General features: G+C 68.2%; 27 protein-coding genes and 1 pseudogene. 19 read left to right on the top strand and 9 right to left on the bottom strand.

Features of this window, described 5'->3' with window-relative positions:
- Positions 1 to 93 precede the first annotated feature (93 nt).
- From AB0K05_RS34355 to AB0K05_RS34345, 3 genes are all read left to right on the top strand, one after another.
- Positions 94 to 486 (top strand): hypothetical protein, encoded by a 393-nt coding sequence (locus tag AB0K05_RS34355; RefSeq protein ID WP_364234749.1) that lies wholly within the window; start codon positions 94 to 96, stop codon positions 484 to 486.
- Positions 483 to 968 carry a nitroreductase/quinone reductase family protein gene (locus AB0K05_RS34350; protein ID WP_261809040.1) on the top strand — a complete coding sequence of 162 codons (486 nt, stop codon included), beginning with the start codon at positions 483 to 485 and terminating at the stop codon, positions 966 to 968. Before AB0K05_RS34355 ends, AB0K05_RS34350 begins: the two co-directional genes overlap by 4 nt.
- 78 nt (positions 969 to 1,046) lie before the next feature.
- Positions 1,047 to 1,949 carry a hypothetical protein gene (locus AB0K05_RS34345; RefSeq protein WP_364234745.1) on the top strand — a complete coding sequence of 301 codons (903 nt, stop codon included), beginning with the start codon at positions 1,047 to 1,049 and terminating at the stop codon, positions 1,947 to 1,949.
- Positions 1,950 to 1,955: 6 nt separating this feature from the next.
- Here the strand turns inward: AB0K05_RS34345 and AB0K05_RS34340 are convergent, their stop codons facing one another.
- Positions 1,956 to 2,576 carry a hypothetical protein gene (locus AB0K05_RS34340; protein WP_148036411.1) on the bottom strand — a complete coding sequence of 207 codons (621 nt, stop codon included), beginning with the start codon at positions 2,574 to 2,576 and terminating at the stop codon, positions 1,956 to 1,958.
- Between the two features lie 61 nt (positions 2,577 to 2,637).
- On the opposite strand from AB0K05_RS34340, the gene AB0K05_RS34335 reads away from it, so the two are divergent.
- The 3 genes from AB0K05_RS34335 to AB0K05_RS34325 are packed head-to-tail and all read left to right on the top strand — an operon-like array spanning position 2,638 to position 5,167.
- A complete protein-coding gene (locus AB0K05_RS34335) occupies positions 2,638 to 3,399 on the top strand; it encodes a MerR family transcriptional regulator (protein ID WP_364234743.1) in 762 nt (253 codons plus the stop codon).
- Complete coding sequence (locus tag AB0K05_RS34330) at positions 3,396 to 4,514, top strand: sensor histidine kinase (protein WP_364234741.1); 1,119 nt, start codon at positions 3,396 to 3,398, stop codon at positions 4,512 to 4,514. The genes AB0K05_RS34335 and AB0K05_RS34330 overlap by 4 nt, the downstream gene beginning before the upstream one ends.
- Positions 4,511 to 5,167 (top strand): response regulator transcription factor, encoded by a 657-nt coding sequence (locus AB0K05_RS34325; protein ID WP_148036408.1) that lies wholly within the window; start codon positions 4,511 to 4,513, stop codon positions 5,165 to 5,167. Before AB0K05_RS34330 ends, AB0K05_RS34325 begins: the two co-directional genes overlap by 4 nt.
- On the opposite strand, the gene AB0K05_RS34320 is transcribed toward AB0K05_RS34325, so the two are convergent.
- A complete protein-coding gene (locus tag AB0K05_RS34320; protein ID WP_364234738.1) occupies positions 5,157 to 5,807 on the bottom strand; it encodes a DUF2306 domain-containing protein in 651 nt (216 codons plus the stop codon). The genes AB0K05_RS34325 and AB0K05_RS34320 overlap by 11 nt on opposite strands.
- A gap of 160 nt (positions 5,808 to 5,967) precedes the next feature.
- Here AB0K05_RS34320 and AB0K05_RS34315 point away from each other — a divergent pair, with 160 nt between their 5' ends.
- Together AB0K05_RS34315 and AB0K05_RS34310 are read left to right on the top strand one after the other, a co-directional pair.
- Positions 5,968 to 6,954, top strand: a complete 987-nt coding sequence (locus AB0K05_RS34315; protein ID WP_271274819.1) for an NAD(P)-dependent alcohol dehydrogenase — start codon at positions 5,968 to 5,970, stop codon at positions 6,952 to 6,954.
- Between the two features lie 21 nt (positions 6,955 to 6,975).
- Entirely contained in the window at positions 6,976 to 7,740 is a 765-nt protein-coding gene (locus AB0K05_RS34310) for a class I SAM-dependent methyltransferase (protein ID WP_364234736.1), read from the top strand.
- Here AB0K05_RS34310 and AB0K05_RS34305 read toward each other — a convergent pair.
- On the bottom strand, positions 7,691 to 8,737 hold the full coding sequence (locus AB0K05_RS34305; RefSeq protein WP_364234734.1) for a saccharopine dehydrogenase NADP-binding domain-containing protein: 1,047 nt from the start codon (positions 8,735 to 8,737) through the stop codon (positions 7,691 to 7,693). The two genes, AB0K05_RS34310 and AB0K05_RS34305, sit on opposite strands and share 50 nt — an antisense overlap.
- 258 nt (positions 8,738 to 8,995) lie before the next feature.
- Between AB0K05_RS34305 and AB0K05_RS34300 the strand changes: the two genes are divergently transcribed.
- The 3 genes from AB0K05_RS34300 to AB0K05_RS34290 all read left to right on the top strand — a co-directional run bounded on the left by AB0K05_RS34300 (position 8,996) and on the right by AB0K05_RS34290 (position 11,069).
- Positions 8,996 to 9,541, top strand: coding sequence for a hypothetical protein (locus AB0K05_RS34300; protein ID WP_148036403.1), 546 nt, complete (start codon positions 8,996 to 8,998; stop codon positions 9,539 to 9,541).
- Positions 9,542 to 9,581: 40 nt separating this feature from the next.
- On the top strand, positions 9,582 to 9,923 hold the full coding sequence (locus AB0K05_RS34295) for a hypothetical protein (RefSeq protein ID WP_148036402.1): 342 nt from the start codon (positions 9,582 to 9,584) through the stop codon (positions 9,921 to 9,923).
- 537 nt (positions 9,924 to 10,460) lie between these two features.
- The gene (locus AB0K05_RS34290) at positions 10,461 to 11,069 is read left to right on the top strand and encodes a DUF1707 domain-containing protein (protein WP_364234730.1); all 609 of its coding nucleotides are present in this window, start codon (positions 10,461 to 10,463) and stop codon (positions 11,067 to 11,069) included.
- Between the two features lie 59 nt (positions 11,070 to 11,128).
- Here the strand turns inward: AB0K05_RS34290 and AB0K05_RS34285 are convergent, their stop codons facing one another.
- A complete protein-coding gene (locus AB0K05_RS34285) occupies positions 11,129 to 11,734 on the bottom strand; it encodes a pentapeptide repeat-containing protein (protein ID WP_271274813.1) in 606 nt (201 codons plus the stop codon).
- A gap of 168 nt (positions 11,735 to 11,902) precedes the next feature.
- On the opposite strand from AB0K05_RS34285, the gene AB0K05_RS34280 reads away from it, so the two are divergent.
- From AB0K05_RS34280 to AB0K05_RS34260, 5 genes are all read left to right on the top strand, one after another.
- On the top strand, positions 11,903 to 12,283 hold the full coding sequence (locus AB0K05_RS34280) for a hypothetical protein (protein ID WP_271274812.1): 381 nt from the start codon (positions 11,903 to 11,905) through the stop codon (positions 12,281 to 12,283).
- Positions 12,280 to 12,726, top strand: coding sequence for a MarR family winged helix-turn-helix transcriptional regulator (locus AB0K05_RS34275; RefSeq protein ID WP_271274811.1), 447 nt, complete (start codon positions 12,280 to 12,282; stop codon positions 12,724 to 12,726). Before AB0K05_RS34280 ends, AB0K05_RS34275 begins: the two co-directional genes overlap by 4 nt.
- A gap of 306 nt (positions 12,727 to 13,032) precedes the next feature.
- Positions 13,033 to 13,944: a hypothetical protein gene (locus AB0K05_RS34270; RefSeq protein WP_364234727.1), complete on the top strand. Its 912-nt coding sequence runs from the start codon at positions 13,033 to 13,035 to the stop codon at positions 13,942 to 13,944.
- 49 nt (positions 13,945 to 13,993) lie between these two features.
- Complete coding sequence (locus AB0K05_RS34265) at positions 13,994 to 14,485, top strand: hypothetical protein (protein ID WP_364234725.1); 492 nt, start codon at positions 13,994 to 13,996, stop codon at positions 14,483 to 14,485.
- Between the two features lie 20 nt (positions 14,486 to 14,505).
- Positions 14,506 to 14,790, top strand: coding sequence for a hypothetical protein (locus AB0K05_RS34260; RefSeq protein WP_271274808.1), 285 nt, complete (start codon positions 14,506 to 14,508; stop codon positions 14,788 to 14,790).
- Between the two features lie 144 nt (positions 14,791 to 14,934).
- Here the strand turns inward: AB0K05_RS34260 and AB0K05_RS34255 are convergent, their stop codons facing one another.
- The gene (locus tag AB0K05_RS34255; protein ID WP_271274807.1) at positions 14,935 to 16,491 is read right to left on the bottom strand and encodes a hypothetical protein; all 1,557 of its coding nucleotides are present in this window, start codon (positions 16,489 to 16,491) and stop codon (positions 14,935 to 14,937) included.
- Between the two features lie 245 nt (positions 16,492 to 16,736).
- Between AB0K05_RS34255 and AB0K05_RS34250 the strand changes: the two genes are divergently transcribed.
- Positions 16,737 to 17,888: a hypothetical protein gene (locus AB0K05_RS34250; RefSeq protein ID WP_271274806.1), complete on the top strand. Its 1,152-nt coding sequence runs from the start codon at positions 16,737 to 16,739 to the stop codon at positions 17,886 to 17,888.
- A 278-nt stretch (positions 17,889 to 18,166) separates the two neighbouring features.
- On the opposite strand, the gene AB0K05_RS34245 is transcribed toward AB0K05_RS34250, so the two are convergent.
- The 3 genes from AB0K05_RS34245 to AB0K05_RS34235 all read right to left on the bottom strand — a co-directional run bounded on the left by AB0K05_RS34245 (position 18,167) and on the right by AB0K05_RS34235 (position 21,252).
- On the bottom strand, positions 18,167 to 18,622 hold the full coding sequence (locus AB0K05_RS34245) for a helix-turn-helix domain-containing protein (protein WP_271274805.1): 456 nt from the start codon (positions 18,620 to 18,622) through the stop codon (positions 18,167 to 18,169).
- Positions 18,623 to 19,331: 709 nt separating this feature from the next.
- Complete coding sequence (locus tag AB0K05_RS34240) at positions 19,332 to 20,054, bottom strand: HAD hydrolase-like protein (protein ID WP_364234720.1); 723 nt, start codon at positions 20,052 to 20,054, stop codon at positions 19,332 to 19,334.
- Positions 20,044 to 21,252, bottom strand: a complete 1,209-nt coding sequence (locus AB0K05_RS34235) for an MFS transporter (protein ID WP_364234717.1) — start codon at positions 21,250 to 21,252, stop codon at positions 20,044 to 20,046. The genes AB0K05_RS34240 and AB0K05_RS34235 overlap by 11 nt, the downstream gene beginning before the upstream one ends.
- A gap of 47 nt (positions 21,253 to 21,299) precedes the next feature.
- Here AB0K05_RS34235 and AB0K05_RS34230 point away from each other — a divergent pair, with 47 nt between their 5' ends.
- On the top strand, positions 21,300 to 22,736 hold the full coding sequence (locus tag AB0K05_RS34230) for a PLP-dependent aminotransferase family protein (RefSeq protein WP_271274801.1): 1,437 nt from the start codon (positions 21,300 to 21,302) through the stop codon (positions 22,734 to 22,736).
- A 10-nt stretch (positions 22,737 to 22,746) separates the two neighbouring features.
- Here the strand turns inward: AB0K05_RS34230 and AB0K05_RS34225 are convergent.
- A pseudogene (locus AB0K05_RS34225) lies at positions 22,747 to 22,851 on the bottom strand (peptide-methionine (S)-S-oxide reductase); the annotation flags it as partial.
- Positions 22,852 to 22,885: 34 nt separating this feature from the next.
- Between AB0K05_RS34225 and AB0K05_RS34220 the strand changes: the two are divergent.
- Complete coding sequence (locus AB0K05_RS34220; RefSeq protein WP_271274800.1) at positions 22,886 to 24,394, top strand: recombinase family protein; 1,509 nt, start codon at positions 22,886 to 22,888, stop codon at positions 24,392 to 24,394.
- Positions 24,395 to 24,503 lie beyond the last annotated feature (109 nt).

Below are 24,503 nucleotides of genomic sequence, written 5' to 3'. Positions count from 1 at the left end.
ACATTGACTGTCTGAAAGCGGCTGCCTAGAGTCACTCGCTGGAGACAGTCACTTTCTCAACCAGATCGGAAGGCCATGAAACGGAGATCGCTGATGTACACGGGGGCAGGGCTCACCGTGGTCGCCGCCCTGTTCCCGTTCGTCGACCGGACCGTCCTGGCGGATCACATCAGGGCGGGCTACCCGGCCTACGCGCCCGGTGAGATCGACGCCGCCGTCACCGCGTACCTGGTGATCCTGGCCGCGGTCGGGGCGCTGGGGCTCCTCGGCTGGGCCGGCACGATCTGGGCGGCCCGCGCCGGCAAGCGCTGGACCTTCTCGACGGCGATCGCGCTGCTCGTGTCCGGGCTCTGCGTCGCGGTCGCCGCGCTGACCGTCCGGGACACCTCGGGCGACGTCGGCCTGGCGCCGCTGCTGGGCTGGCTGCTGGTCCTTCCGTGCGTTCCCGGTCTGGCCGCGGTCGCGTTGTGGAGGAGGACTGAGTGATCGTACGCGGGCTCGCGGCCCTGAAACGCGCGATGTACCGCGGAGGGCGGCCGAACGCGCTCATGCGGCTCATGAACCGGCTCGACGTCCTGGTCTACGGGGCTCGGCGGCTGTCACCGCGCCGGACCGCCGTGCTGAAGGTGGAAGGGCGCCGCAGCGGGAAGGTCACGTCGGTTCCCGTCGCGGTCGCCCGCCACCGCGACGCCGAGTTCCTCGTCTCGATGCTCGGGCCGGACGCGAACTGGGTGCGCAACGTCCGGGCCGCGGGTGGCAGGGCCACGCTCCGCCGACGTGGGCGTGACACCCCGATCCTGCTGGAGGAGATCCCGTCCGAGCATCGGGCCGAGATCCTCCGCCGCTACCTCGCCATCGCACCCGGTGCGCGACCTCACGTGGGGCTGAGGCCGACGGCGCCGCTGCCGGAGTTCCACCGGATCGCGCCCCGGCACCCCGTGTTCCGCATCCACCCGCGAGAGGACTAGACGGAACGGCCCGATCAGCGCGGTGCCAGTCGGATACGCTCTTGCCCCCATTCCGCGTTGATCCACACGAAAGTTCCCATGACCGTCACAGAGGTCGACCGGCGCTCCGACACGCAGGAGAGCGCCGAACCCGACAAGAACGAAGAACCCACCCCCGGCGTCGTCGGCATGCTCGAACGGACCGGCTCCGTCGCGGTGCCGATCGCCATTGGGCTGTACGCGCTGCTCTACCTGGGCATCCAGGAGGTCTACGGCGTCTTCAACGTCAGCCCGGAACAGGTGGGCATCGACCAGGCGACGATCTTCGCCCGCCTGGTGGGCACCCTGGTCCTGCTCATCCTCCTCGGCGCGATCCTGCTCGGACCGGTCGTCGCGCTCGGGTGGCTGCTGGACAAGGTCACCTTCGGCCACGCCGCCCGTCTCGTCCGCGCCATCCGCGCCAGGCCCTGGGTGGCCGCGCTGCTCGGCGCCCTCTGGTGCGGCGCGACCTACTGGGGCTTCCTCGGCTACCTGGACCTGGACGAGGGCGCGACCCTGGCCACCGTCGTGATCGTCGCCTCGGTCATCGGCGTGCTGGCCTTCCTCGTCCCGTTCAGGCTGCTCCGCTCCCGCAAGGTCGGCAGAGCGGGCATGAAGATCGTGGTGGGCGCCTTCACCGGCATCGGCCTCGGCTTCGCCCTGATGGGCCAGATGGAGAGCGACGCCCACCGGCTCGCCACCACCGGCCAGCCGAGCCTCTGGCTGGCCGGCGTCGGGGTCCAGGACCAGTGGGTGGTGGCCGCCGACCGCGCGAGCGGCAAGCAACTGCGCGGCGGCGCCAAGCTGATGCTGCTGGGCGAGAGCAACGGCGTCTACACCTTCTACGACTGCCGGAACCAGGAGACGTTCCGCATCTCGATGGAGGCCACCATGATCCGGCAGATCGCCCTCGACCCGGACCGCCCGGAGACCTTCGACTGCCGTAAGCAGAACCTGGGCTGACGGCGCTCACGAACTCCGCAGGAACCGCCGGCCCAGGATGCCGTACCAGACCATGATCGGCAGATGGAGCGCGTACCCGAGCTGTTCCATCGCCGCCGTCGGCCCGTCCGTCCCGGTCGTCCACGGGAGCGCCACCGCGACCAGCCCGGACAGCGCCGCGACCAGGCCGGCGGTACGGAGACGACCGGGGACGCCGGCCGCGGCCGCGACGGTGGCGGCCACCCACAGCAGCCCGGCCAGGTTGACCATCCACTTGGCGGTGAGCAGGACCGCCGAGGCCACCGTCACGGCGGCGGGGTCGGCGGCCAGCTGCGTCACCGCCAGGTTGCCGGCATCGTGCAGGAGCCCCGCCAGCCCGGCGGCGGCGAGCAGACCGCCGGCCATGACCGCCCGGCGGACGGCCATGGCCAGCCCCGCGGCGGTCAGGCCCAGCCAGCCCAGCACGTCCAGGGCCAGCTCGGTCAGATGCAGGCCGGTCCGCTCGCGCACCGCGGCGAGCGCGGCGGCGGGATCAGCGGGATTCAGGGTCAACCCCGATGGCACCACGATGGCCGCGGCGGCGACCATGGCTACCAGCGAGGCGAGCAGGAGCACGCCGGTGAGCGACCGGCTCTTCTGATCAGTCATGGCGGGAAGGTAGAACCCTGCCGCCGCGGCAAGGTCAACACGTCCACACAGAGGGGGCGGCATGTGGCGGATCGGGCAACTGGCACGCATGACCGGCGTGTCCGAACGCACGCTGCGCCACTACGACGACATCGGCCTGCTCGCCCCCGCCGCGGTCGACGGCGTCACCGGCTACCGCTGGTACGGCGTCACCGAGTTGTCCCGGCTCGAACGCATCCGCGGCCTGCAGCGCCTCGGCCTGCCGCTGCGCCTGATCGCCGACCTGCTGGACGCGCCCGAGGCCCAGCTCCGCCAGGCGCTGGCCGAGACCATGACGGGCATCCGGCGCGACATCGCCACGCTGGCCGCGACCGCGGCACGCGCCCAGGACCACCTCGACGCCCCGATGTCGATCCTGCCCCAGCAGGCCGCCGTGGGCCCGCGCCGCCTGCGCGTCCGCCGCACGCGGGTGCGCCACCCGTCGGAGCTGGCCGCCCTCTGCCCGGCGGCACCGGCGGCACCGGCCGCCCTGCTGACCTGGCTGGACGGGCCACCGGCTGACGGCTTCACCTGCGCCGTGACCACCGGCCGCGCCGGCGAGCAGCTCACCCTGCCCGCCCGCACCGTCGTGCGCGCCGTCGTGCCGCCCTCGGCGGGGGTCGTCCCGGCCGGTCACGAACTGTTCGGCTGGCTGCGCCGCCACCATCTGGCCGTCGACGGCCCCACCCTGGAAGAACACCTCGTGGACGCCGACGGCCGGCACGCCACGGTTCTCGAGGTGCCCGTACATCCGGAGAATCGTCCTGACCGATCGGCGGGGCGCTCTCGTACGATGAGCAGGTGATCGGTCTCATCCGCTCCATGTGGAATGAGCCGCGGCCCCCCGGCCCGCCCGCGCGGGTGTGGCGCGACTGGGTGCTCGTGGCGGTGCTCGTGCCGGTCGCGGTGCTCGAAGGGGCCCTGCGGACGGACCTCCCGTGGCGGACCGTCGCGGTGCTCATCACCCTCGGGCTGATCCCCACGCTGCTGTGGCGCCGCACCCGTCCGCTGCTCATGCTCGTGATCGCCTTCGGCGTCACGAACCTGGCCACGCTGGTCACGTCCGGCGAGTCCGCGGAGACGAACACGCTGGCCTACCTGCTGATCCTGGTCTACTCGCTGACCCGGTGGGGGTCCGGGCGCGAGGTCGTGATCGGGCTGCCGATCATGCTCGGCTCGCTCTTCCACTCGATGGCCGCCGGCCGCCTCGCGTCCGCCGACGCGGTCGGCGGGCTCGCCGTCATGTTCGCGGCCCTCGCGCTGGGCGCGGCGTTCCGGTTCCGCGCCGGGGCGCGGGCGCGCGAGCTCGACCAGGTCAAGCTGCTCGAACGCGAGCGGCTCGCGCGCGACCTGCACGACACCGTCGCCCATCACATCTCGGCCATGGCGATCCGGGCGCAGGCGGGCCTCGCCACCGCGGCGTCACGACCGGAGGCCGCGACCGACGCGCTGCGGGTGATCGAGGCCGAGGCGGCGCGGGCCCTGGACGAGATGCGGGCCATGGTCCACGTCCTGCGCCATGACGAGCAGCCCGGCCGGGGCATCGCCGACCTCCAGCAGCTCGCGGCCGGGAGCCCGTCCGGCCCGGCCGTGGACGTGGAGGTCTCCGGCGACCTCGACGGGCTCTCCCCCTCGGTCGGCGCCGCCGTCTACCGGCTCGCCCAGGAGTCGGTCACCAACGCCCGGCGGCACGCCCGCCACGCCACCCGCATCGAGGTCCGCGTCGACGCCGACGACAAGTCGGTGCACCTGCGGGTGAGCGACGACGGGCTCGCGCGGCTGAACGCGTCGCCCGGCTACGGGCTGGTCGGCATGATCGAACGCGCCGGCCTGCTGGGCGGCACGTGCGTGGCCGGTCCCAACCCCGGCAGGGGCTGGACCGTGACGGCCGTGCTGCCGCGGACGGGGGCGGCGACGTGAGCGTCAGGGTGCTGGTCGCCGACGACCAGGAGATCGTGCGTACCGGCCTGGTGATGATCCTCGACGCCCAGCCCGGCATCGAGGTCGTCGGCGAGGCCGCCGACGGGCGGCGGGCCGTCGAGCTGGCCCGGCGGCTGCGCCCCGACGTGTGCCTGTTCGACATCCGCATGCCCGGCCTCGACGGGATCGCCGCCACCCGCGCCCTCGCCGGGCCGGACGTCGCCGACCCCCTCGCGGTCGTCGTCATCACCACGTTCGACCTCGACGAGTACGTCTACGCCGCGCTGCGGGCCGGCGCCCGGGGCTTCCTGCTGAAGAACGCCGGCGCCCAGCTGCTCTCCCAGGCGGTGCACGCCGCGGCGGGCGGCGACGCGCTGATCGCGCCGAGCATCACCGCTCGGCTGCTCGACACCTTCGCCCGCACCGGCCCCGCCGAACCGCCGGCCCGTCCCGTGGAGGCGCTCACCGGCCGGGAGGAGGAGATCCTGCTGACGGTGGCGCGCGGGCGCACCAACGGGGAGATCGCCGACGAGTTCCACATCTCGCTCAGCACCGTCAAGTCCCACATCGCGAGCCTGATGGCCAAGCTCGGCGCGCGTAACCGCGTGGAGATCGCGATGTGGGCGTACGAGACGAACCGGGTCAGGAGCTGAACCTGACCGGCCACCTCTGGATGATCACCTCGGCCACGATCAGGTTGATCAGCCAACCGGCGCCCAGGAGCAGCGCCCTGGCGAGCTGGTCGGGCGGGCCGGCGATCCCGTAGTAGGGCGCCAGCACGAACGCCTGCGTGCCCGCGCCCAGGCCGATCGCGTAACCGCGGATCATCCAGGCGCGGTGCGCGGTGAAGTCGCGCCGCCGGATCGCCGCCAGGCCGAGCACGATCGAGGCGGCCATGGCCGTGCCGAACACCAGCCGGAAGGCGGCCAGGAGCGGCCCGTCATGCTCGGGCAGGGCGTAGAACACGGCCATCCACATCCCGCTGACCGCCGCGACGAGCCCGCACGGGGCCAGCAGCCGCCCGGCTCTGCGATGCCAGCCGACCTTCCTGCGGCGTAACCGGGGGACGAACTGGAACGCCCCGAGCACGGTGTAGACGGTCACCCCGACGATGTGCAGCACGATCGGGACGGGCGAGGCCAGGAACCGCGCGTTGTCCGGCGTGACCGCCGCGCCGCCGGTCAGCTCGGCCATGCGGATGCCGCCGGCGATCACCGGGATGAGGCCGAGTCCGATCAGCGCGGCCACGGTCCACCCTGCCCGGCCCCGCCGCGTCGCAATCTTGTCTGTCATGCCCCGATCGTGACGGTGGAGCGGGTGGTGGCTCATCAGCAGAAGGGCCGGTGTTGAGCTGGCCGATCGTCCGTCAATCAGGCGTACTTTCGGCTGATGACCCCCTTGAGCAGGATTTTTACGCTGATTGCACGATTCCGGATCTCCCGAGGAGAAAACGATGAAGGCTTTCGTCCTGCGCTCGTACGGCTCACCCGACGCGCTCGAACTCACCACCCTCGACCGGCCCGTGCCGGGCCGCGGCGACGTGCTGGTCCGGGTGCGCGCCACCTCCGTCCAGCCGTACGACTGGCACCTCATGAGAGGCGAGCCGCGCGTCTCACGCCTGATGGGCGGCCCCCTGGGGGTTCGCCGGCCGAAGATCTCCATCCTCGGCGCCGACGTGGCAGGCCAGGTCGAGGCGGTCGGCGAGGGCGTGACCGAGTTCCGCCCGGGTGACGAGGTGTACGCGATGTCCAAGCAGGGCGGCTTCGGCCAGTACGCCCTCGTACGGGCGGACGAGCTGGCCCCCAAGCCGGAGAACCTGACGTTCGAGCAGGCCGCGGCGGTGCCCCTGGCGGCCAACACCGCCCTGATCGCCCTGCGCGACCGGGCCCCGGTCCAGCCGGGCCAGAGCGTGCTCGTGATCGGCGCCTCAGGAGGCGTGGGCACGTTCGGCGTACAGATCGCCAAGGCGTTCGGCGCGCAGGTCACCGGCGTCTGCGGCCCGCGCAACGTCGACCTGGTCCGCTCGATCGGCGCGGACGACGTCGTCGACTACGCCAAGGAGGACTTCACCCGGCGGGGCCGGCGCTACGACGTCGTCCTGGACTGCGCCGGCAGCCACTCGGCCCTGGCCTGCAGGCGGGTGATGACCCGCAAGGGCACCTACGTGGTCGTCGGCGGCAAGGGCGGCCGGTGGCTGCGTCCCATGCCCCACGTGGTCGCGGCGCCCCTGTTGTCGCTGTTCGTGTCGCAGACGATGACCACGGCCGACGTGGTGGGCTGCACCGAGAACAAGCGGAACCTGCTGGCGCTGACCGAGCTCATCGAGGCCGGCAAGGTCACCCCGGTGATCGACCGTACCTACCCCTTCGAGGAGATCCCGGCCGCCGTCCGCTATCAGGAAATGGGGCACGCGTCCGGAAAAGTGGTCGTCAAGATCTGATCACTCGGCTTGGATGGGTCCATGGAACGCCGGCTCATCAGCCATCTCGCCCACCGCGACCACCCCATCGCCGCTCCGGTCTCCGGCGCGCACGTGACCCGGCTGCTGCGCCGGGCCCGGCTGCCCGAGGGGGCGAGGATCCTCGATCTCGGCTGCGGCGAGGCCGCGTGGACGCTCCGCGCGCTGGCGCTGTACGAGGACGCGACCGCCGACGGCGTCGACGTCTCCGCCGAGGCGCTCAAGGCGGCCGAGGCGCACGCCGAGGTCCAGGGCGTCTGGGAGCGCATCCGGCTGCACGAGAAGCCGGCCGCCGACTTCCCGGTCGCCGAGAAGTACGACCTGGTGCTCTGTGTCGGGGCGACCCATGCGTTCGGCGGCCTCGGCCCCACCGCCGGACACGTGCGCCGCTACCTCAAGCCGAACGGGCTGGCGCTCATCGGCGAGGGCTTCTGGGAGCGCGAACCGACGCCGGAAGCGCTCGCCGGCCTCGGCGCCGGCCCGTCGGACCTCCTCGACCTGCCCGGAACCGTCGCCGCGGCCGAGTCCGCCGGATTCGACACCGTCTACGCGTACACCAGCGACCTGTCCGAATGGGACGACTACGAGTGGGCTTGGACGGGCACGCTGCTGCGCTGGGCCAACGAGCACCCCGGCCCGGACGCCGACGCCGCCCGCGCGGCCGCCCTCGAACACCGCGACACGTGGCTGCACGGCTACCGGAAGGTCCTGGGCTTCGTCACCCTGCTGCTCCAGCGTTCTGCCGAGGAGAAACCAGCTCGAACGTGACGTCCGGCGACAGCGCGCGGAGGAAGTCGGCCGCGTCGAAGATCTCCCCGGCGGACGCGACACCGACGGTCCTGGTCTGGCCGGTCAGGATCCGGTGGACCGCCTCCACCGCCAGCGGCGCGGAGACCGCGTAGATGTCCTGCCCGCTCGCCACCGCCCGCCGCTCCTCCCCGCCGGAGCGTACGACGACGTCCACGAGGAACGTCTGCCCGGAGCGCCCGCGCTCGTCCGCCGCGACCGGCGCCGGCGTGTCCGGCGCCGACAGGTCCCTGGCCGCCTCGGCCGCCATGTACGAGCGCACCTCGGGGATGGACAGGTGGCTGGGGATCGTGACGACGTCGGCCATGGTGAACTCCCCGATCACGTCCCTGGCGCCCATCGGCTCGGGGAAGGACCACCGCAGCGTCGGCAGGTCGTCCCCGTGGTACTCCAGCCGCCCCTTCGTGAACCGGACCCGCCGACCGTCCCGCCGCCGCCCGGAGACCTGGCCCGCGACGCGCGTCCCGGCGGTGGGGTGCCAGCTGCTCAGGCCGTAGGCGACGTGCGCCTCGTCGGCCGCCGTCCAGTCGCCCATCGCCGCGGTGGCCAGCAGATCGGCCAGACCGCCGTAGAACGCCATCGCGGGGACGACCACGGCTCCGGCCTCGCGGGCCCGGTCCGCGAACCGCGCGAACGTGTCGGCGTTCGCCTCGATCTCGGCCGCCACGTCCACATAGGGGATCCCGGCCCGCAACGCCGCCTCGATCACCGGGGCGGCCGTCGTGGCGAACGGCCCGGCGCAGTTGACCACCGCCGCCGCCCCGGCCAGCGCCCGGCCGAGCGCCGCCGCATCGTCGACCGACGCCGGCCTGACGTCGTCCCCCGGCTCAGCCACCGCCCGCAGCTTGCCTTCGTCACGCCCGGACAGCACCGGGACGAACCCCCGCTCCCTCAGCTCCGCCACCACGAACCGCCCCGTGTGCCCGTACGCACCGTAGACCACCACAGCCGTGCCCATCAGCTCTCCTACTGTCCTCAGATGTCCGCTGGGGATCATCCTGGCGGCGGCCGCCGGCCGGCACGAGCGTCTGAAACGCCACGATGCGCACAGTTTCGGACACGAGGCGACCGCACGGGAGACCGCCGATACCTTCCAGGAATGACGTGTTCCCTTTTCCTGAACCGGCTGTAGCGTCGAACTCGTCGAAAAGTCCTGCCGCCTGGGCCTTTCACAATGAGCCGCCTTCGCATAACCAGTCGAATGCGCAGGGGAAAAATGATCATCTCGGTCAAGACGGTAACGGCGGCAGTCATCCTCGCGTCGCCCCTCTTCGTCACGCAGAGCGACCCGGAACCTGTCGTCTTCATGGCCACCTCCGGTTCGCACCGATTCACGTCGCCCGAGCAATCGCGGGACGTCTGGCAGGCGTGCGGCGCCAAGGCCCCGAACGGCAAGCTGGTCCGTACGTTCACACGCAAGGAGTTCCGGCCGGCGCCCAGAGGCACCAGGTCCAAGCTGCTGTGCGGGTCGGCCAAATGGGGCTACCGGCACATCAAGGACAGGCACCGGGACGACTGGCAGGCCGTCGCGAACTACCTCGGCCAGGACTGGCGCAGCTTCGCGGACTGGGCCATCGAACAGACGCTGAAAGCACCCGACTCCGCACCGGCGTACCGTCAGAACAACGACACCTATGCCTACCGTACGCCTATACAAATCCGGGACGAGAAAAACAAGGTCAGGGCCCGCTACAGGCCGGTCGTCGTCATCGCCGCGAAAACGAAGAACATCATCACGGCCTATCCCGTCGCCCAGCGTTGAAAGGGCGTCTGAATCATCGGCACCCGCTACCATGACGCCCATGGACCGGAGCGAATTGTTCGACGAGTTCGTCCGACGACTCAACGGATTCGACTCCCGCGCGGCCGCTGATCCCGGTGGGGAGTTCATCGAGATCACCCGTTGGGAGGGAGCGCCCCTCGTCCCGCCCGTGCGCCTGGCCATCGACGCGTCAAGCCTCGAACGCCACCTCCACGCCCTGGAAGGCGACGGCGCCGAGGTCTTCCCCGACGCCCCGCCACCCATCGGCGCCCTGCAACTGTTCCTCGTGCACGTCGGAGAGGAGATCGAGACGCGCGGCCCCGACGACGAACTACTCACGCTCCACGGCGACGACCTGAGCTTCCTCGGGAATGCGCCATGACGGTCTCCGGCCTCCCGATGTTCCGAGATGGAACCTTCTCGGCGTAATACGGCCGCAGTACCGTCCGGTCGCCGGCGTCGCGCTCGACTCTTGGCGGATGAGCCCGTCCGCGCCTTCATCACCTGGTCCGTCGACATGGCCGACACAAAATCGACACCGTGGATCCGCGAACTCTTCAGCGCACCGCAGCGTCCCACCTACCGTTCGTGTTCATGTGGATTCGGAGAGGAAGCGCCATGACCCTCGTATGGATGACCGGAGCAGGCGACCGCTACCACGCCTCTCCGGACTGCTTGGCGCTGAAAGCCGGACAAGAAGGCGGCCTGGCCCAAGGTTACGAACTGCGGATATCGACAACGTCGATCTGGACGAGGCCAGAACTCGCGGCAGGATCGCCTGCGGCACTTGTGGAGGCACAAGCATCCACGTCACGTAGCCGCCCGTAGCCGTTCGGCAGGCACAGGCGGACGATCACGCGGGTCACCTTGGACCCGTGCGGGCTCCCTCCAGGGATGAACGAGAACTATCGTGACTGGTATGGAAAACCGCCCCTCGCCCATGGACTCCCAGCGGTCGCATCTGCGTGCCTCGGACAGCAACAGGGAGCAGATCGCCGCCGTGCTCGGTGAAGCGATGAGCACCGGTCAGCTGAGCCATGAGGAGTACTCCGAGCGCCTGGACAAGCTCTACCAGGCCAAGACCGTGGGAGAACTCCAACTCCTCACCCATGACCTCCAGATCGACCAGCGCCACCCGGTCACCCCGAACCTGGTCTCCAACCCCTCGGCCACGAACTCCGAGCCCGAGAACATCATCGCGATCTTCAGCGGCGCCGACCGCAAGGGCCGCTGGCGAGTACGGCGCCGGACCAGGGCGCTCGCCCTTTTCGGTGGCGCGCGATTCGACCTGACCAATGCCGAGTTCGAGGCGAGGGAAGTCGAGATCAGGATCACGGCGATCTTCGGCGGGGCCGAGATCCTCATTCCCGAGGGGATGGAGGTGCGCTGCGAGGGCGTCGGCATCTTCGGCGGCTTCGACGTGCACGGCGGCCCTGACGTCGACCCGTCGGCGCCGGTGCTCGTGGTGAAGGGCCTGGCGCTGTTCGGCGGGGTGACGGGCAAGCCACGGCCCCGTCGCGAGCGCTGACCGAGACGGCAGATCACTCGTACGCGGCGAGCAGCACATCGGCCTACCGCGGGGATGCGCTACTCCTCGATGAGGATGCCCAACGCGCCGGCCAGGGCGAGAGCCAGTCCTTGCGCGTCACGGCCGGCCACGATCGCGCCCTTGAGACTGGTGACACCGCCGATCCCCAGCAGCACGCAGTCGGAGAAGTGCGCGCCGTCCATCTGCGCCTGCGAGAACTGGGCCCCGCTCAGATCGCAACGCTCGAAGCGGACTCCCCGCAGGTCGGCGTTCTGGAAATTGGCCTCCCGCATGACGCAGTCGCGGAAGACGGCGTTCTTGAACGTCGAGAATCGAAACCCGGTCAGATCGGCGCGGCATGCGTCGAAGAGCACGTCACGGAACGTGCATTCGGTCCAGGTCATGCCGGTCAGCCGGGTCGCCGACGTCCGGGTCCGATGCATGCCCGACGTTCTGGCCGTCATGTTGGACAGGTCGCAGCGTTCCAGCTCCACGTCGACGAACCCGGCTCGACGCAACTGGGTGCCCGCGAAGCTGGTGGTGACGAACCGGCAGCCCTCGTAGTCCACCGCGTCAGCCTGGCGAGAGGTCAGGTCGCCGCCTTTGAACTCCAGGCCGCGGTAGGTGCCGTCGTCCTCCAGAGCATGCCGGGGAAGTTCCGCCATGACGAGCGGCGAGGGCAGTTTGGGGGCCGCAGGTGCTTTGGGTCGCTTCGGCTGTCGGCGGGGAGATGGGGAAGACATCGGGCGGAGCCTAGCCCATGCCGCGCGCGGGGGTGTCGCTGCTCGGATCGCCGCGCCCAGAGATGCATGCGTTTCGCATACACTTCGCTCATGGAGTCAGCTCTGGAAGAGACCATCGACGAGTGGCACGCGAGCGTGAACGGCGGCGACCTGGAGCGTGCGGCGAAGGCGGTCAGCGATCCGGTCGTCGTCCTGGGCCCGAAGGGCGCGGGTCCGATCACCCCCGGGCAGTTCGCGGAGTGGGTCGAGCGCTCCGGGATCACGATGACCCCGCGGTCGTGGCACCCCATCAGCGACAGGCTCATGGTCGTGGAGGAGGACGCCACCTGGCCCGGGAGCGAGACCCCGACCAGGGTGGCCACGGTCTTCCGAGTGACCGGGCAGAAGGTGTCCGCCGCCCTCCGACTGCCCGACCTCAGGTCAGCGCTCGAACTGGCCTACATCTGCCGTGAGATGGCGGCCACCGAATGAGCGGCCCGGGACAGGTCCTGTTCCAGTTCGTACGCCACTGGTCACGCAGGAGCGTGGACCATCGAGCCACTGAGCAAGGCCGGCTCGTCCTCGTCACCGAGGCGGTCTTCGCCCTCACCCGGCACGGCTGGGAAGCGACGGTCAACGCCATCGCCGACGAGATCGGCATCGACCAGAGCGGAGCGTCCCGGCTGGTGAAGAGCGCGACAGACGCCGGATACCTGAAGATGCGGACCTCGGCGGCGGACGGACGCCGACGCCATGCGACGGTGACCTCGTCAGGCCACGCGCTGCTGGAGGACGCGCACCGCTGGCAGGAGCAGGTCTTCGACCGACTGACCGACGGCTGGAGCGAGCAGCGGCGTCTCGACTTCCAACAAGCGATGACCAGCCTGATCGAACGCTCCTACGCCTTGACGCATGACACACCGACGCCCCATTGAGCGCCGAGAAGCTGGCGGAGCGGTATCAGAGACCCATCCCAGCAACCGTCTCCGGCGTTGTTCGGGAAATCCCCTCCTTCCGTCGTCAGCGGAGTTAGGATTTTTCCTGAACACCGAGCGACTTGGAGAGCACCGATGGAGGCGAGACCACAGCCACAGAACGAGGTCGAAGTTCTGCGAGCCGGAATGGCTGTGCTAGGTGACCGGCTGCCACCCGGATGGGACGTCCAACCCCTGAGCCGCAGACCGCCCGATGCTCGCTTCGACGCTCTCTGGAAGGTGACAGCACCGGACGGAACCTCGGTCGTGCTGGTCGTGGAAGCCAAGCGCGTGGTGGAGAGACGTGACACCGCCACACTCCTCCAGCAGTTGAATGCCGCCGCGGACGAACATCCGGGCAGCCGTGGGGTCGTCGCCGCCCGATACCTGTCACCACCCGTGCGTAAGCGGCTCTCTGAGGCCGGCCTGTCCTACATAGACGCGACGGGGAACATCAACCTGAACGTCTCTCAGCCCGGTCTCTACATTGCCGATCGAGGGGCTGACCATGATCCGTGGCGCGGTCCTGGAAGACCGCGCGGAACGTTGAAGGGCGCTCCCGCTGCGAAAATCGTCCGTGCGCTGTTGGACCACGAAAGATCGTGGGCGATCCGTGAACTGATCGACGTCGCTGACGTATCCACCGGGTCGACCTACCGGGTGATCGAGTTTCTGGAGAGCGAGAACCTGGCAACGCGGACCAGTTCGGGTGCGGTCGTAGTTCCCGACTGGGTCCCGCTGCTGAGGCGTTGGAGCGAAGACTACGGGTTCGTACGAAGCAGTCGAGTCACACGGTGGATAGCCCCGAGAGGGCTGCCTGATCTCATGCGACGGGCGGGTGATAATCCCACCCAGTACGCCATCACCGGGACGTTGGCCGCAGCCACCTGGGCCCCCTATGCTCCAGCCCGCTCCGCCATGATCTACACGACGGATGCCGAGCACACCGCCCAGCTCTGGGACCTTCGCCCCGCTGATGCCGGAGCAAATGTGATGTTGGCCGAGCCGGAGAACGACGTCGTCTTCGTCCGTACCCTTACCGACGCTTCCGGTCTCACGATCGCCGCGCCACCCCAGGTCGCCGTCGATTTGATGACAGGCCCTGGACGCAGCCCCTCCGAAGCCGAAGAACTCCTTGACTGGATGGCACGGCATGAATCCTCCTGGCGTAAGCAGTAGTGACATCCTCGTCCGATCTCGGTCCGCGCTTCTCGATGCATTGGCCGCGTTGGACGCCCATCGCGACGCTGTGATCGTGATCGGAGCACAGGCCGTCTACCTGCGGACCACACGAAGCCCTGTCGCGCTCGCCGAGACGACCAAGGACAGCGACCTCGTACTCGACCCGAGAGTCCTGGAGGACGATCCGCTTCTGGAAGAAGCCATGGGCCGCGCGGGGTTCTACCGTGACCCCATCGGCGGACAACCCGGAGCGTGGCTGAACCCCGCGGGCATTCCTGTGGATCTGCTGGTGCCCGAGGCCCTTGCAGGAGCAGGTACGAGGAACACGCGGGGAGCCCGCATCCCACCACATGATCGCCGTGCCACCCGCCGTGCTCGAGGCCTCGAAGCCGCTGTCATTGACAACACGGTGATGGACGTCACCGCTCTTGACCCGGCCGATGCCCGCGTATATGACGTCAGAGTCGCCGGACCCGCAGCCTTGCTGGTGGCCAAGGTCCACAAGATCGCCGAACGGGTTTCAGCCCCCACCGGCTGAATGACAAGGACGCACACGACATGTACCGCATCCTTGTCGACGCCGACACCGCTGAACTGGCCGCCACGTTCAGGCTCCTGGCTCGTGACCCCATCAGCAGCGAGATCACCGAGCAGGCCGTCGAACATCTGGCGGCACTGTTCGCGGCTGGACCGGACGCGCTCGGCTCAACGATGGCCGGACGCGCGGAAGAGGGAATCGGCGAGCCCGAGACAGTCGCTTTGGCAACGTCTCTGCTGGCCGCTGATCTCCTGCAGGCCTTGGAACGCACCAATCTCACACAGGGCTCGACCCCGACGTCGTGAGGACGACGCAGGCGCGTACTGACCACGGACCTCGCCGAGGGTGGGCGTTGTGGTCACCTTCGACCCGACCCTCGGCGAGGCTTCTGCTCTATGCCTGTCCGCGCCCGGATCTCACGCCCACGCGCGACACTTTCGGCAAATCGCTCAGTTCACCATGAAGTCGTAGTCACGTGCCCAGCTCAAGTAGCCGCGCGCATCGATGCTCCACACCGACAGCGTGTGAGGACCGGCACTTTCGGGCGTGATGGTCACGGTGGGCGTGTCGGCGGAGGTCTGGAGCGTCTCACCGGAGTCCAGGCGGTAACCGTACGCGACGACGTCCTGTGCGCCGTTGGGCGAGAAGGTGAACTCGCCTGGCACGCCCGCGCCGCCGCCGGGTGTGTTCTCCGGGTAGACAGTCGAGACGACCGACGGCGCCGGGTTCCGCCCTGGGGTGAAGGAGTAGGCGCGTTCCGGCCCGGCGTTACCGGCCCGGTCGACCGCTGCGACATACAGGGTGTGGCGGAAGGAGACCGTAGGGGTGAGCGACACGCTGGCCCGTCCCTCGGCATCGGCCGTCACCTGCCCGGCCAAGGGACCGCCCGGTGTGAGCCGGTACTTGTAGGACACGACGTCGGTGGACTCACCGGGGGCGAAGGTGAACACGCCTGACGTGCCGACCAGCCCGCCCGTCGCGTTCGCCGGATAGGTCTCGGAGGCGATCACCGGCAGCATGGGCCGGGTCACGTCGACGGTGAACTCCTGCCAGGCCGTCCAGTCGCTGACGTCGCTGAGCATCTCCAAGGTCTCCGGCTCCTGGTAGTGGTCCTCGGCGCGCACCCGCCACTGGTAGGTCTGGCCATCGACGAGTAGCCCTTCGGGGACCTCGGTGCAGTGCCTGCCCTCCTGCTGGGGGTAGGAGGTCGCCGAGCCCAGAACGGTGCCGGAGGAGTCCGCCCACTCGAAGCGCGCCGACATCTGATCGCCGTGCTGCCGGTCGGCGTTGACGACTTCGGCGCCCAGGGTGGGCGTTGTGGTAGGGACGAACTTCGTCGCCGGGCGCGATCCGGGCCCGCAGAAGTCGTCGAGGCTGATGGCCGGATCCGTGGGCACCTCAGGCACGGTGTTGTACCAGAAGCGCAGCGCCGGCGTGTCGAAGCGACCCCAGTACGGGTGGTTGACCTGATCGGTCTCGAAGACCCGCAGGTTGCGCGGCCCGACCTCACTGGCCGCACGCATCCCGAAGGTCAGGTGCCTCTCACCGCGTGCGACGGCATCCCGCACGAGGTCACCGATCCGCCAGCCGAAGAAGCAGGAGTCGAAGCCGTCGGCGACGGTCCCGGTGCCGAGATTCCGCTTCCAGGCCGGCTGGTTGCGCCAGGTGGTCTCCGGGCCGATCTGCCCGGTCGCCCAGAGCTCGACGGTGGGGTCACAGGCGCCGCTTTTGAGATAGCCCGAAAAGGTGGCGTGGAGCAGCTTCTTGCCGTGCATCGGGCTGATGTCCATGCGGAAGAAGGAGCGGAACACGCCAGGAGGCTGGACGCCCGTCCCCACGAGCGCGCCGTCCGCGCTGTTCCAGTGGGAGGCCTTCGGATCGGCCTGGGCGACGTAGGTCCAAGCGAGCTTGACAGTGCTGGTGGACGCCGACGCGTGTGCCGGCGTCGGCGGCATGATGACGAGCGTGACGAAGAAGGCACATAACAGCGCCAGGACGCGTTTCACTGTAATTCTCCCCGTTACGGTGCGTTTCCCTAGGTACGAGGGTCGCCCGGGAAGGCAACGCGGCAGGAGTCATTTCGGCGACGATCATGTAACTACGGGACCTGTAGTAATAGCGACCTTCCCAGACGACCCCTGGCACACGGAGCGGTCTCTCTTCGATTGCTGGACAAGCGAAATAATCCGTACGAGTTGAGACATAACAGCTAATGCACCATACCCACAGACCCTCTCTGTAACATAGCGGCATGTCGACACATCCCCCAGTCGCCAGCTACGTCGGCAAAAGCGTGCGTTGGTATCAGATCGGAAAGAAGACGATAGAAAGGAGAAATTGGCTCAAATACCTGCGCTGGCAGGCCGTCTCCCGCGCCCTCAGCGAGGACGACACCATCCTCTCAGAGAGAGTGGGACAAGCGGCTACCGCCTTCTGCGACGCACTCGACATCACAGAATTTCCGATCGACCAGGACCGTTCCGGTGTGTTCAGGCGCATGAGCCGCTGGGCCAGAGAAAAGGTAACGTGGGGCGTTCGCTTTCCGGATTATCGCGGTCGGCTCAGCTTGACGTTCGATGACCGACTGAAAGCCTGGATAGAGGACGCCGCCGAAAGCCCCATGGGACAGAGAGCACTTGATTTCGCCCAATACCATGTGAAGCAAGAAGGACGTAGCGCGCTGTTCGCGGAAGCGGTTCTCAACGAAGCACACGGCGTGCTGATAGAAGCGCGCGAAGGCGAATCTCCAGGCGCCGCCCGATGGGAGATGGCCGCCGAGATCCACCGCTACGTCCCGGACAGCGAAATCAGACGGCGTCACCAGCGCTGGAGGAGTTCGGCGAGAGCCATCAGCGCGGGCGGCACGGCCGCGGTCACCACCCAGGTCTTCACAGACGATCTGAGCAGCTCACTCACTCTGGGCGTCGCCCTCACCGCCTTGGCCGCGATCGTGGAGTTGACCATCTCCACGCGCACGCTGACCGGTCAGCAGATCGCGGTCCGGGAGCAGGTGCGAGCGTGGCTGGAGGAAGCACTGGTGTCACGACTATGGGCCAACCTGCAGTGGGCAGGCGGCCTGGCCAGGCAGGTCGAAGCAACGGGACGGCCGCTTCCTGTCGGCGACCTCATCATGGCCATGGCCAGGAACCTGGTCACCATAAAACCTCTGGACGACGATGCCAAGGTATTCCGCGATGTGGACCGACTGAGAGAGCATGCCCTCTCTGTTTCGGACCCCGAGCTTCTCGCCTTTCTCGTACGCCTTGAAACAGCCTTACGGCACAAGCCTGACACCCTGCCACACGCGTTCCGCGCACTGATCACTTCGGTGCGAGAACGGAACACCCTCGGAGAAGTGGAACCAGGAGGCCGACAGATGATCATACGAGCGAGCGGGGACTAGACCCGCAGCGCCCATTCGGGACCTTGCCCGCCGCCTCCAAAGCGTCGAGCACTCTCCGGCGGGCTGGTCCGTGAGTCCGCGATCTACTGCACACAAGCCCCAACGCCCCTTCCGTCCAGGTCAATTCGGTCCAGCACGAAGTCGTCGGGCGACTTCACCCCGATCATCGGCGTCAGGAAGCTTCAGCCCTTCGATCAGCGGCTTGCAACCCTGAGCAGGTCACGCAGGGTGTTGCCGTACTACACGTTGGCGTCGTAGACCACCACGAATGTCATGGTTCAGATACCCAGCTCTTGCCCAAGCGCAGCGAGCTCATCGGCCGCGGTCCGGCGCTTGGCGTCATCGCGACGCTTGTATTCCTGAAGATCCTCGTACTTGATTCGGCGGTGCTTGCCGATCAATCGGAAGGGGATCTCTCCCGTCTCCAGAAGCTTGATCAAGTACGGGCGCGACACGTTCAGCATGTCCGCCGCTTGCTGTGTCGTCAGCTCAGCATGCGACGGAATCACCGTGACTCCGCGCCCTTCGGCTGCTTGGGCAAGGATGAAGGCGAGCAGACTCACACCTTCGCGAGGCAGGATCAACGGATCCTCACCCCCGTGCTCTCCGGCGACCCGGACGGTCGGCTGCTCGGGATACCGCATGAGGTAATCCTTGATCCGGCGTACCGCGCGACCGGCTACCTCGGCATCGATGCTCCCCGGCTGAACTCGCTTGGCCTGCACGTCAGTCATGACGTCACCCCTCTTCGCAGTATCCGCAACAAACGAAATAAACGCAAGCGGAACCGCTGGCGGCTCGGTGGCACGTACGGTCGAAGACGGCCATCAACGGGGCAAGCCACACCGGTCCCGCAGTACCCATACGGCACCTTGAGAAGGTGGTAGCGCTTGGCTTCAGGTCATAGATGTGCTGCTCAGCAGAGCTTCGACCGGTACTCAGCCCACATGTCGACGGCCTCTCGGAATCAAGAGCGGCGACGTTCTCGCGAGCCATCCCCCACTGTGTAGATCAGTCGGTCCGCAAGCCGATCCGGACCAGGCTCTCTAAGCGGCGTCTACTCCACACGAATGTGATCGGCGAGAGTACAAGGCGCTCGATCACCTGGCCGAGCTGGATGAACCTCTGGACGGCGGGCATCCGCCTCGCGTACCCTCGCCGTCGCCTCGGCATAGACTTCCACGTCTGACACGGGTTATTCGTCGTCCGGGATGGCGGCGAGCGACTCACGGGGTGTGCCCGACTCGCTCCCCCGTATCCGTGACCGACCGAGCAAGGACAAGCGCCAAATCACGCAGATCGGGCGCAGCTTCCTCCAAATGGTCGAGCCGCCAGGCGCACAACGCCTCGCTGGGCCGCTGCGGTGACGCTCAGCTCAATAGCATCGTGCCCGAGTTGCATTCACACCACTTGCCACCACACCGCCGGGTCCTACCCCGCGGTTCAGCTGGGCCGCCTCCCTTCGGTAACAGCGCGCTGGACGGCGCAGGTGTCCGTGAGATCCGGCAGCACGATATCCGCGCCCGCCGCTCGTAGTTCGGCGACGCTGTCGGTTCCGGTTGCGACCGCGACGATCCTGGCCCCGGCCGCGTGGGCGGTGGCGATGTCACGGAGGGTGTCGCCGATGATGACAGTGTCGGCGCCGCTGTGTCGGTGGCCGAGATGCCGCTCGGTGCGCTTGAAGGCGTGTGCCGGCAGGTCGGCGCGTTCGAAGGCGTCGCCTCCATACGCACCGAGACGGAAGTCGATGTGGCGGTCGAGTCCGAACACTTCCAACTTCAACACCGCGAGCGAATACAGGTTGCCGGTCAGTACTGACTGACGCACTCCTGGGACGGCCCCCACAGCCGTCAGCGCATCGGCCGCACCTGGCAGCGCACGCCCGTCAGCGACCAGGTCGCCCGCACGGTCCAGGTGTTCCGCGATCAGCAGATCCGTGAAGGCGTCCAGCAGGTCGGCGTCGGGATCCAGGCCGTGAGCCCTCAGCGCATCAGTAGCGGCGGCCAGTTCGGTGCGGCCGTCGAACTGCCAGGGCTGCTCCAGCGTCAGGTTTGTCGCCTTACGGAACGCTTCGGCATAGGCCTGGCGCGCGACCGTACCGGCGTCGATCAGCGTGTGATCGATGTCCCAGAGCACCAGAAGAGGAGTCGGCGTGTCAGCTTGCATGAAAACCTCCATGATTGTCCCGCGCCCACACGATCAGTCCCAAGACCATGAACACGGCGCCGACCGCCGAGACCGCAGCCCATCCGCCGAGCCGATACGCCGTCGTGCCTGCAGCGGTGCCGGCCACGCCCCCAAGGGTGTAGATGGTCATGTATACGGAAGCGATCCGTGAACGTGCCATGCGAACAAGGCCATAGACCACGCTCATGTTCACCAGGTGTGTGCCTTGTACCGCCAGGTCCATCGCCAGGAGCCCGACGACGAGCCATACCAGGCCCTGCGTTCCGATCGCCATCACTCCGAACGAGGCCACGCCTACGATGAGGAGAATTCCGGTCAACTGGCGTTGCCATCCCCTGTCCACAGCACGACCGACCGCCTGTGCCGCGATCGCACCCGCGACGCCGACCAACGCGAACAGGCCGATCTCAGCTTCGCCGTATCGATACGAAGGTCCTGACAGCAGGAACGCCACGGTCGCCCAGAACACCCCGAACGCGCCGAAGGTACAGGCACCGATCAGCGAGCGTCTCCTGAGCAGCGGCTCACTCGCCGCAAGCTTGACGGTCGCCCGGAACTGCGCGGCGTAGCCGATCGCCATCTCGGCAGGGGCCGACGGCAGGGTGCGTGCCAGCGCGCCGGTGAGCAGGAGCGTCACAACCGCGGCGCCCAGGAAGAGCGCACGCCAGCCGAACGCCTCGGCAGTCGGGCCGGCGATCGTCCGGGAGAGCAGAATGCCCACCAGGCCACCGCTGAGCACCGTCGCGATGACGCGGCCACGCTCGTGCTCGCCGGCGAGGGCGGCGGCGTAGGGGATGAGGATGTTCACCACACTCGCGCCGGCCAAGCCGATCACCGCCCCCGCGGCCAGCAGTACGGCTACGGTGGGCGCCGTGCTGGTCACGACGAGCGCCACGACTTCGACGAGCAGGAGCAGGCAGACCAGCGGGCGTCGACGGACGATGTCGCCGAGCGGCACGACCAGGACCAGCCCCAGCGCATAGCCCAGTTGCCCGACGGCAGGCAGGTACCCGACCTCCAAGGCCGATGGGTACGACCGTGCCATGTCAGGAAGCAGCGGCTGGCAGTAATAGAGGTTGGCTATGGTCACCCCGTAGCTCACCGCCAGCAGCCATACCTGATGGCCTGGAGCGTGGACGGCCTGACCCGTACACGACGGGCGCCTCTCGATGGTCACCGAAGCGACGCTACGAGAGTAATGGGCCTGAATTAAGATCCACCAACATGTCGAATTCTTGGCCCACTTCCGGTATCGATCTGCATCTGGAACTCGACCCGGCCACTGGCCGCCGCGCCGCTCTGGAGCAGGCGTTACGGGCCGCGATCCAAACTGGGCGGCTGGCACCCCATGCCCGGCTGCCTGCCAGCCGCAATCTCGCCGCCGAACTCGGGCTGTCCCGCGGAACCGTCAGGGCCGCGTACGACCAACTCATCGCCGAGGGATACCTGACCGCCCGCCAGGGATCGGGCACGGCGGTGGCCGCGCTCCCCCAGCGCCACACGGACAGCACAGCCGGCCGGCATGACCTGGCATCGCCCGGCCCTCGGCACGATCTCCGCCCGGGCCGCCCAGATGTCTCCGCCTTCCCCACGGCGGCATGGTTGCGGTCCACCCGCCGGGCACTGGGCTCCGCCGCAGCCGACGCGTACGCCCATGACGACCCGCGCGGCCGGATCGAACTGCGTACCGCACTGGCCGAATACCTCGGACGCACCCGTGGCGTCCTCGCCCACCCAGACCTCATCATGATCACAAACGGGTACGTCCAGGCCCTGGCACTGCTCAGCCGCGTACTCAGCGAGACCGGCACGGCCACCATCGCGACGGAGGATCCGGGAGTCGCCTTCCACCGGGAGGTGATCCGTCGCAACGGCTCGGCGGTCGTCCCGCTCGCCGTGGACGAGCGCGGCGCCCGCACCGACCTGCTCGGCGCCCCCGGTTTCCCGTCGGTTGACGCCGTGGAGGTGACCCCGGCCCATCAGCATCCGACAGGACACACCCTCGACCCGCGACGCCGCCGGACGCTCATCGGCTGGGCGCGTTCCAGCGGCGCTCTGATCATCGAGAATGATTACGACGGCGAGTTCCGCTACGACCGCCAACCCATCGGCGCGATCCAGGGCACAGCGCCCGACCATGTCGCCTACGTCGGAACCGTCTCCAAGGCCCTCAGTCCCGCCCTGCGTCTGGGCTGGATCGTGCTACCCCATCACCTCCTGGAGCCGCTGATCGAAGCCAAGCGCCACAATGACCGTCACACCGAGACCATCGGCCAACTGACGCTGGCGGACTTCATCGCCTGCCATGCTTACGACCGGCACGTCCGCGCAGGCCGGTTGCGCTACCAACGCCGGCGCGACCTGCTGCTGGCCCGCCTCCACGCTCAGCCGGGCCCCCTGCCGACCGGTTTCTCCGTCCACGGGATCGCCGCCGGCCTGCACGTCCTGATCAGCTTGCCGGCTGAAGGCCCGACCGAGCAGCAGATACTCCGCACCGCCGCAGCCAACGACGTGGGCGTGGGACACCTGGGCGATCACTGGCATGCCCCCGGAGACCACCCGCAGGGCATCATCGTGGGCTACGGAACACCGAGCGAGCGCACCTACCCGGCCGCAGTCGACGCCCTCGCCCACGTCCTACGGATCACGCATCGCGCATAGACAGCCCTGCTCACTCACCAGCGGGAGCAACACCCACCGGACAGGAAACCCCGGTGCCGCCGATCCCGCAGTACCCATTGGGCACTTTGTACAAATACTGCTGGTGGTAGAACTTAACTCTCCGCAACAATTCATGCGAGGAGAGTTACATGACCAATGTCCCAGTCGTCTCTTACGCTCGCATATCCGCTGACATCAGGCGGGATGAGCACGGGGTGCAGGACCAGCACCGCCTCAACCGGGAGACGGCGGAACGGCACGGGTGGGCGGTCGTCCATGAGTACACGGACAACGACAAGTCAGCAGCGAAGGCCGACGTCGTACGCGATGACTTCGAGGCCATGCTACGGGCTCTGCGGGCCGGCGAGCTTCCCGACGGTACGGCTGTGCAAGGCGTCGTGATCGTCGCCGAAGATCGCCTGGCCCGGCGTCCCGGCGATTACGAACGCTTCGTCGAAGCGATCACGTACCAGGATGGTCGCGTGTTCGCCGACGCTCGCGGCACGAAGGACCTTTACAGCGAGGACACCGAGAGCATGGGCCTCTTCGGTGCCGTGATCTCCAAGATGGAGGTCCGCAAGATGCAACGTCGCATGCGTCGCTCGCACCGTACGCGCGCCGAACAAGGTCTTCCTGTCGGAGGTACGCGTCCCTTTGGTTGGAAGCCTGACCGTCTCACCCTCGACCCCGAGGAGGCACGTCTCGTACGACAAGCAGTGCTGGACCTCATCGCAGGCCGCTCGCTCCACTCCATCACGAACCAGTGGCGTCGGGAGGGCGCGAAGACCTCGCTGGGCAACGAGTGGACAACCCCCTCGCTCAAGCTCAACGTGCAGAACCCCCGCATCTGCGGCTGGCGGGAGATCAACGGCGAACTCGTCCGTGACCCCGCGGGCAACCCCGTGGTCGGCCAGTGGGAACCGATCGTGACGCCAGAGCAGTGGATGGCCGTCAAGAACATCTTCGATGCCCGCAGAGGCCACTACATCCACCGTGACGGGCGCATCGGGCACATCCTCACACCGGACTTCCGCGAACCGAACTACCTGCTCACCGGCTTCCTCCGCTGCGGGCGCGCCAAGCCGGACGGTTCCCTCTGCAACACCTCGCTGCGCGTCACCCATAGCAAGGACTGCGTCCAGCACATCTACATCTGCCCGGGCAAGACCGTCGGCGGCTGCGGCGGACTCGGACGGCGCGGTGACATGGTCGATCTCTTCATCTCGGAAGCGGTGCTGGCCAAGCTGGAGCAGGTCCAGCTCGCCGCGTCCGCCGCTCCCGCCGAGTGGCCGGGTCAGGCAGAGTACGAGGGAGCGAAGACCCGCCTGGAGGAGCTGCGCGTGCAGTGGACGGCGGGCAACATCACGAACGAGCTGTTCTTCTCAACAGCGCCGGATCTTGAGAAGCGGATCGCCCGCCTTCGCACCGAGGCGCAAGGCTTCACCGCTGCCACGCAGCGCCGCCAAGCCCGTTCCGACACCGACATCACCGGGATCCGCCGACGCTGGTACCTGCCGGAGGAGGAAGACGGACTGCCCCTCACCATCAAACGGTCCTACATCCGTGAAGCCCTCCTGGCCGTGATCATCTACCCCTCCGGCAAGGGACGCAGGAAGTTCAACCCGGACCTACTTGAGCCGATCTGGCGAGAGGGCTGAACCCTCAAGACGTCCAGGACGTCCCGCGGAAGGCTGTCCCCCTTACTCAAGGGGGACAGCCTTCTTACTTTGCCCCCAAGCACTGGTGACAGCCGGACTTCTACGGCCA

It is taken from the genome of Nonomuraea sp. NPDC049486 (assembly GCF_040676925.1).
GTDB classification, from domain to species: domain Bacteria; phylum Actinomycetota; class Actinomycetes; order Streptosporangiales; family Streptosporangiaceae; genus Nonomuraea; species Nonomuraea ferruginea.
Note: the sequence above shows the minus strand (reverse complement) of the source record. Positions and strands in the feature narration are given on the sequence as shown.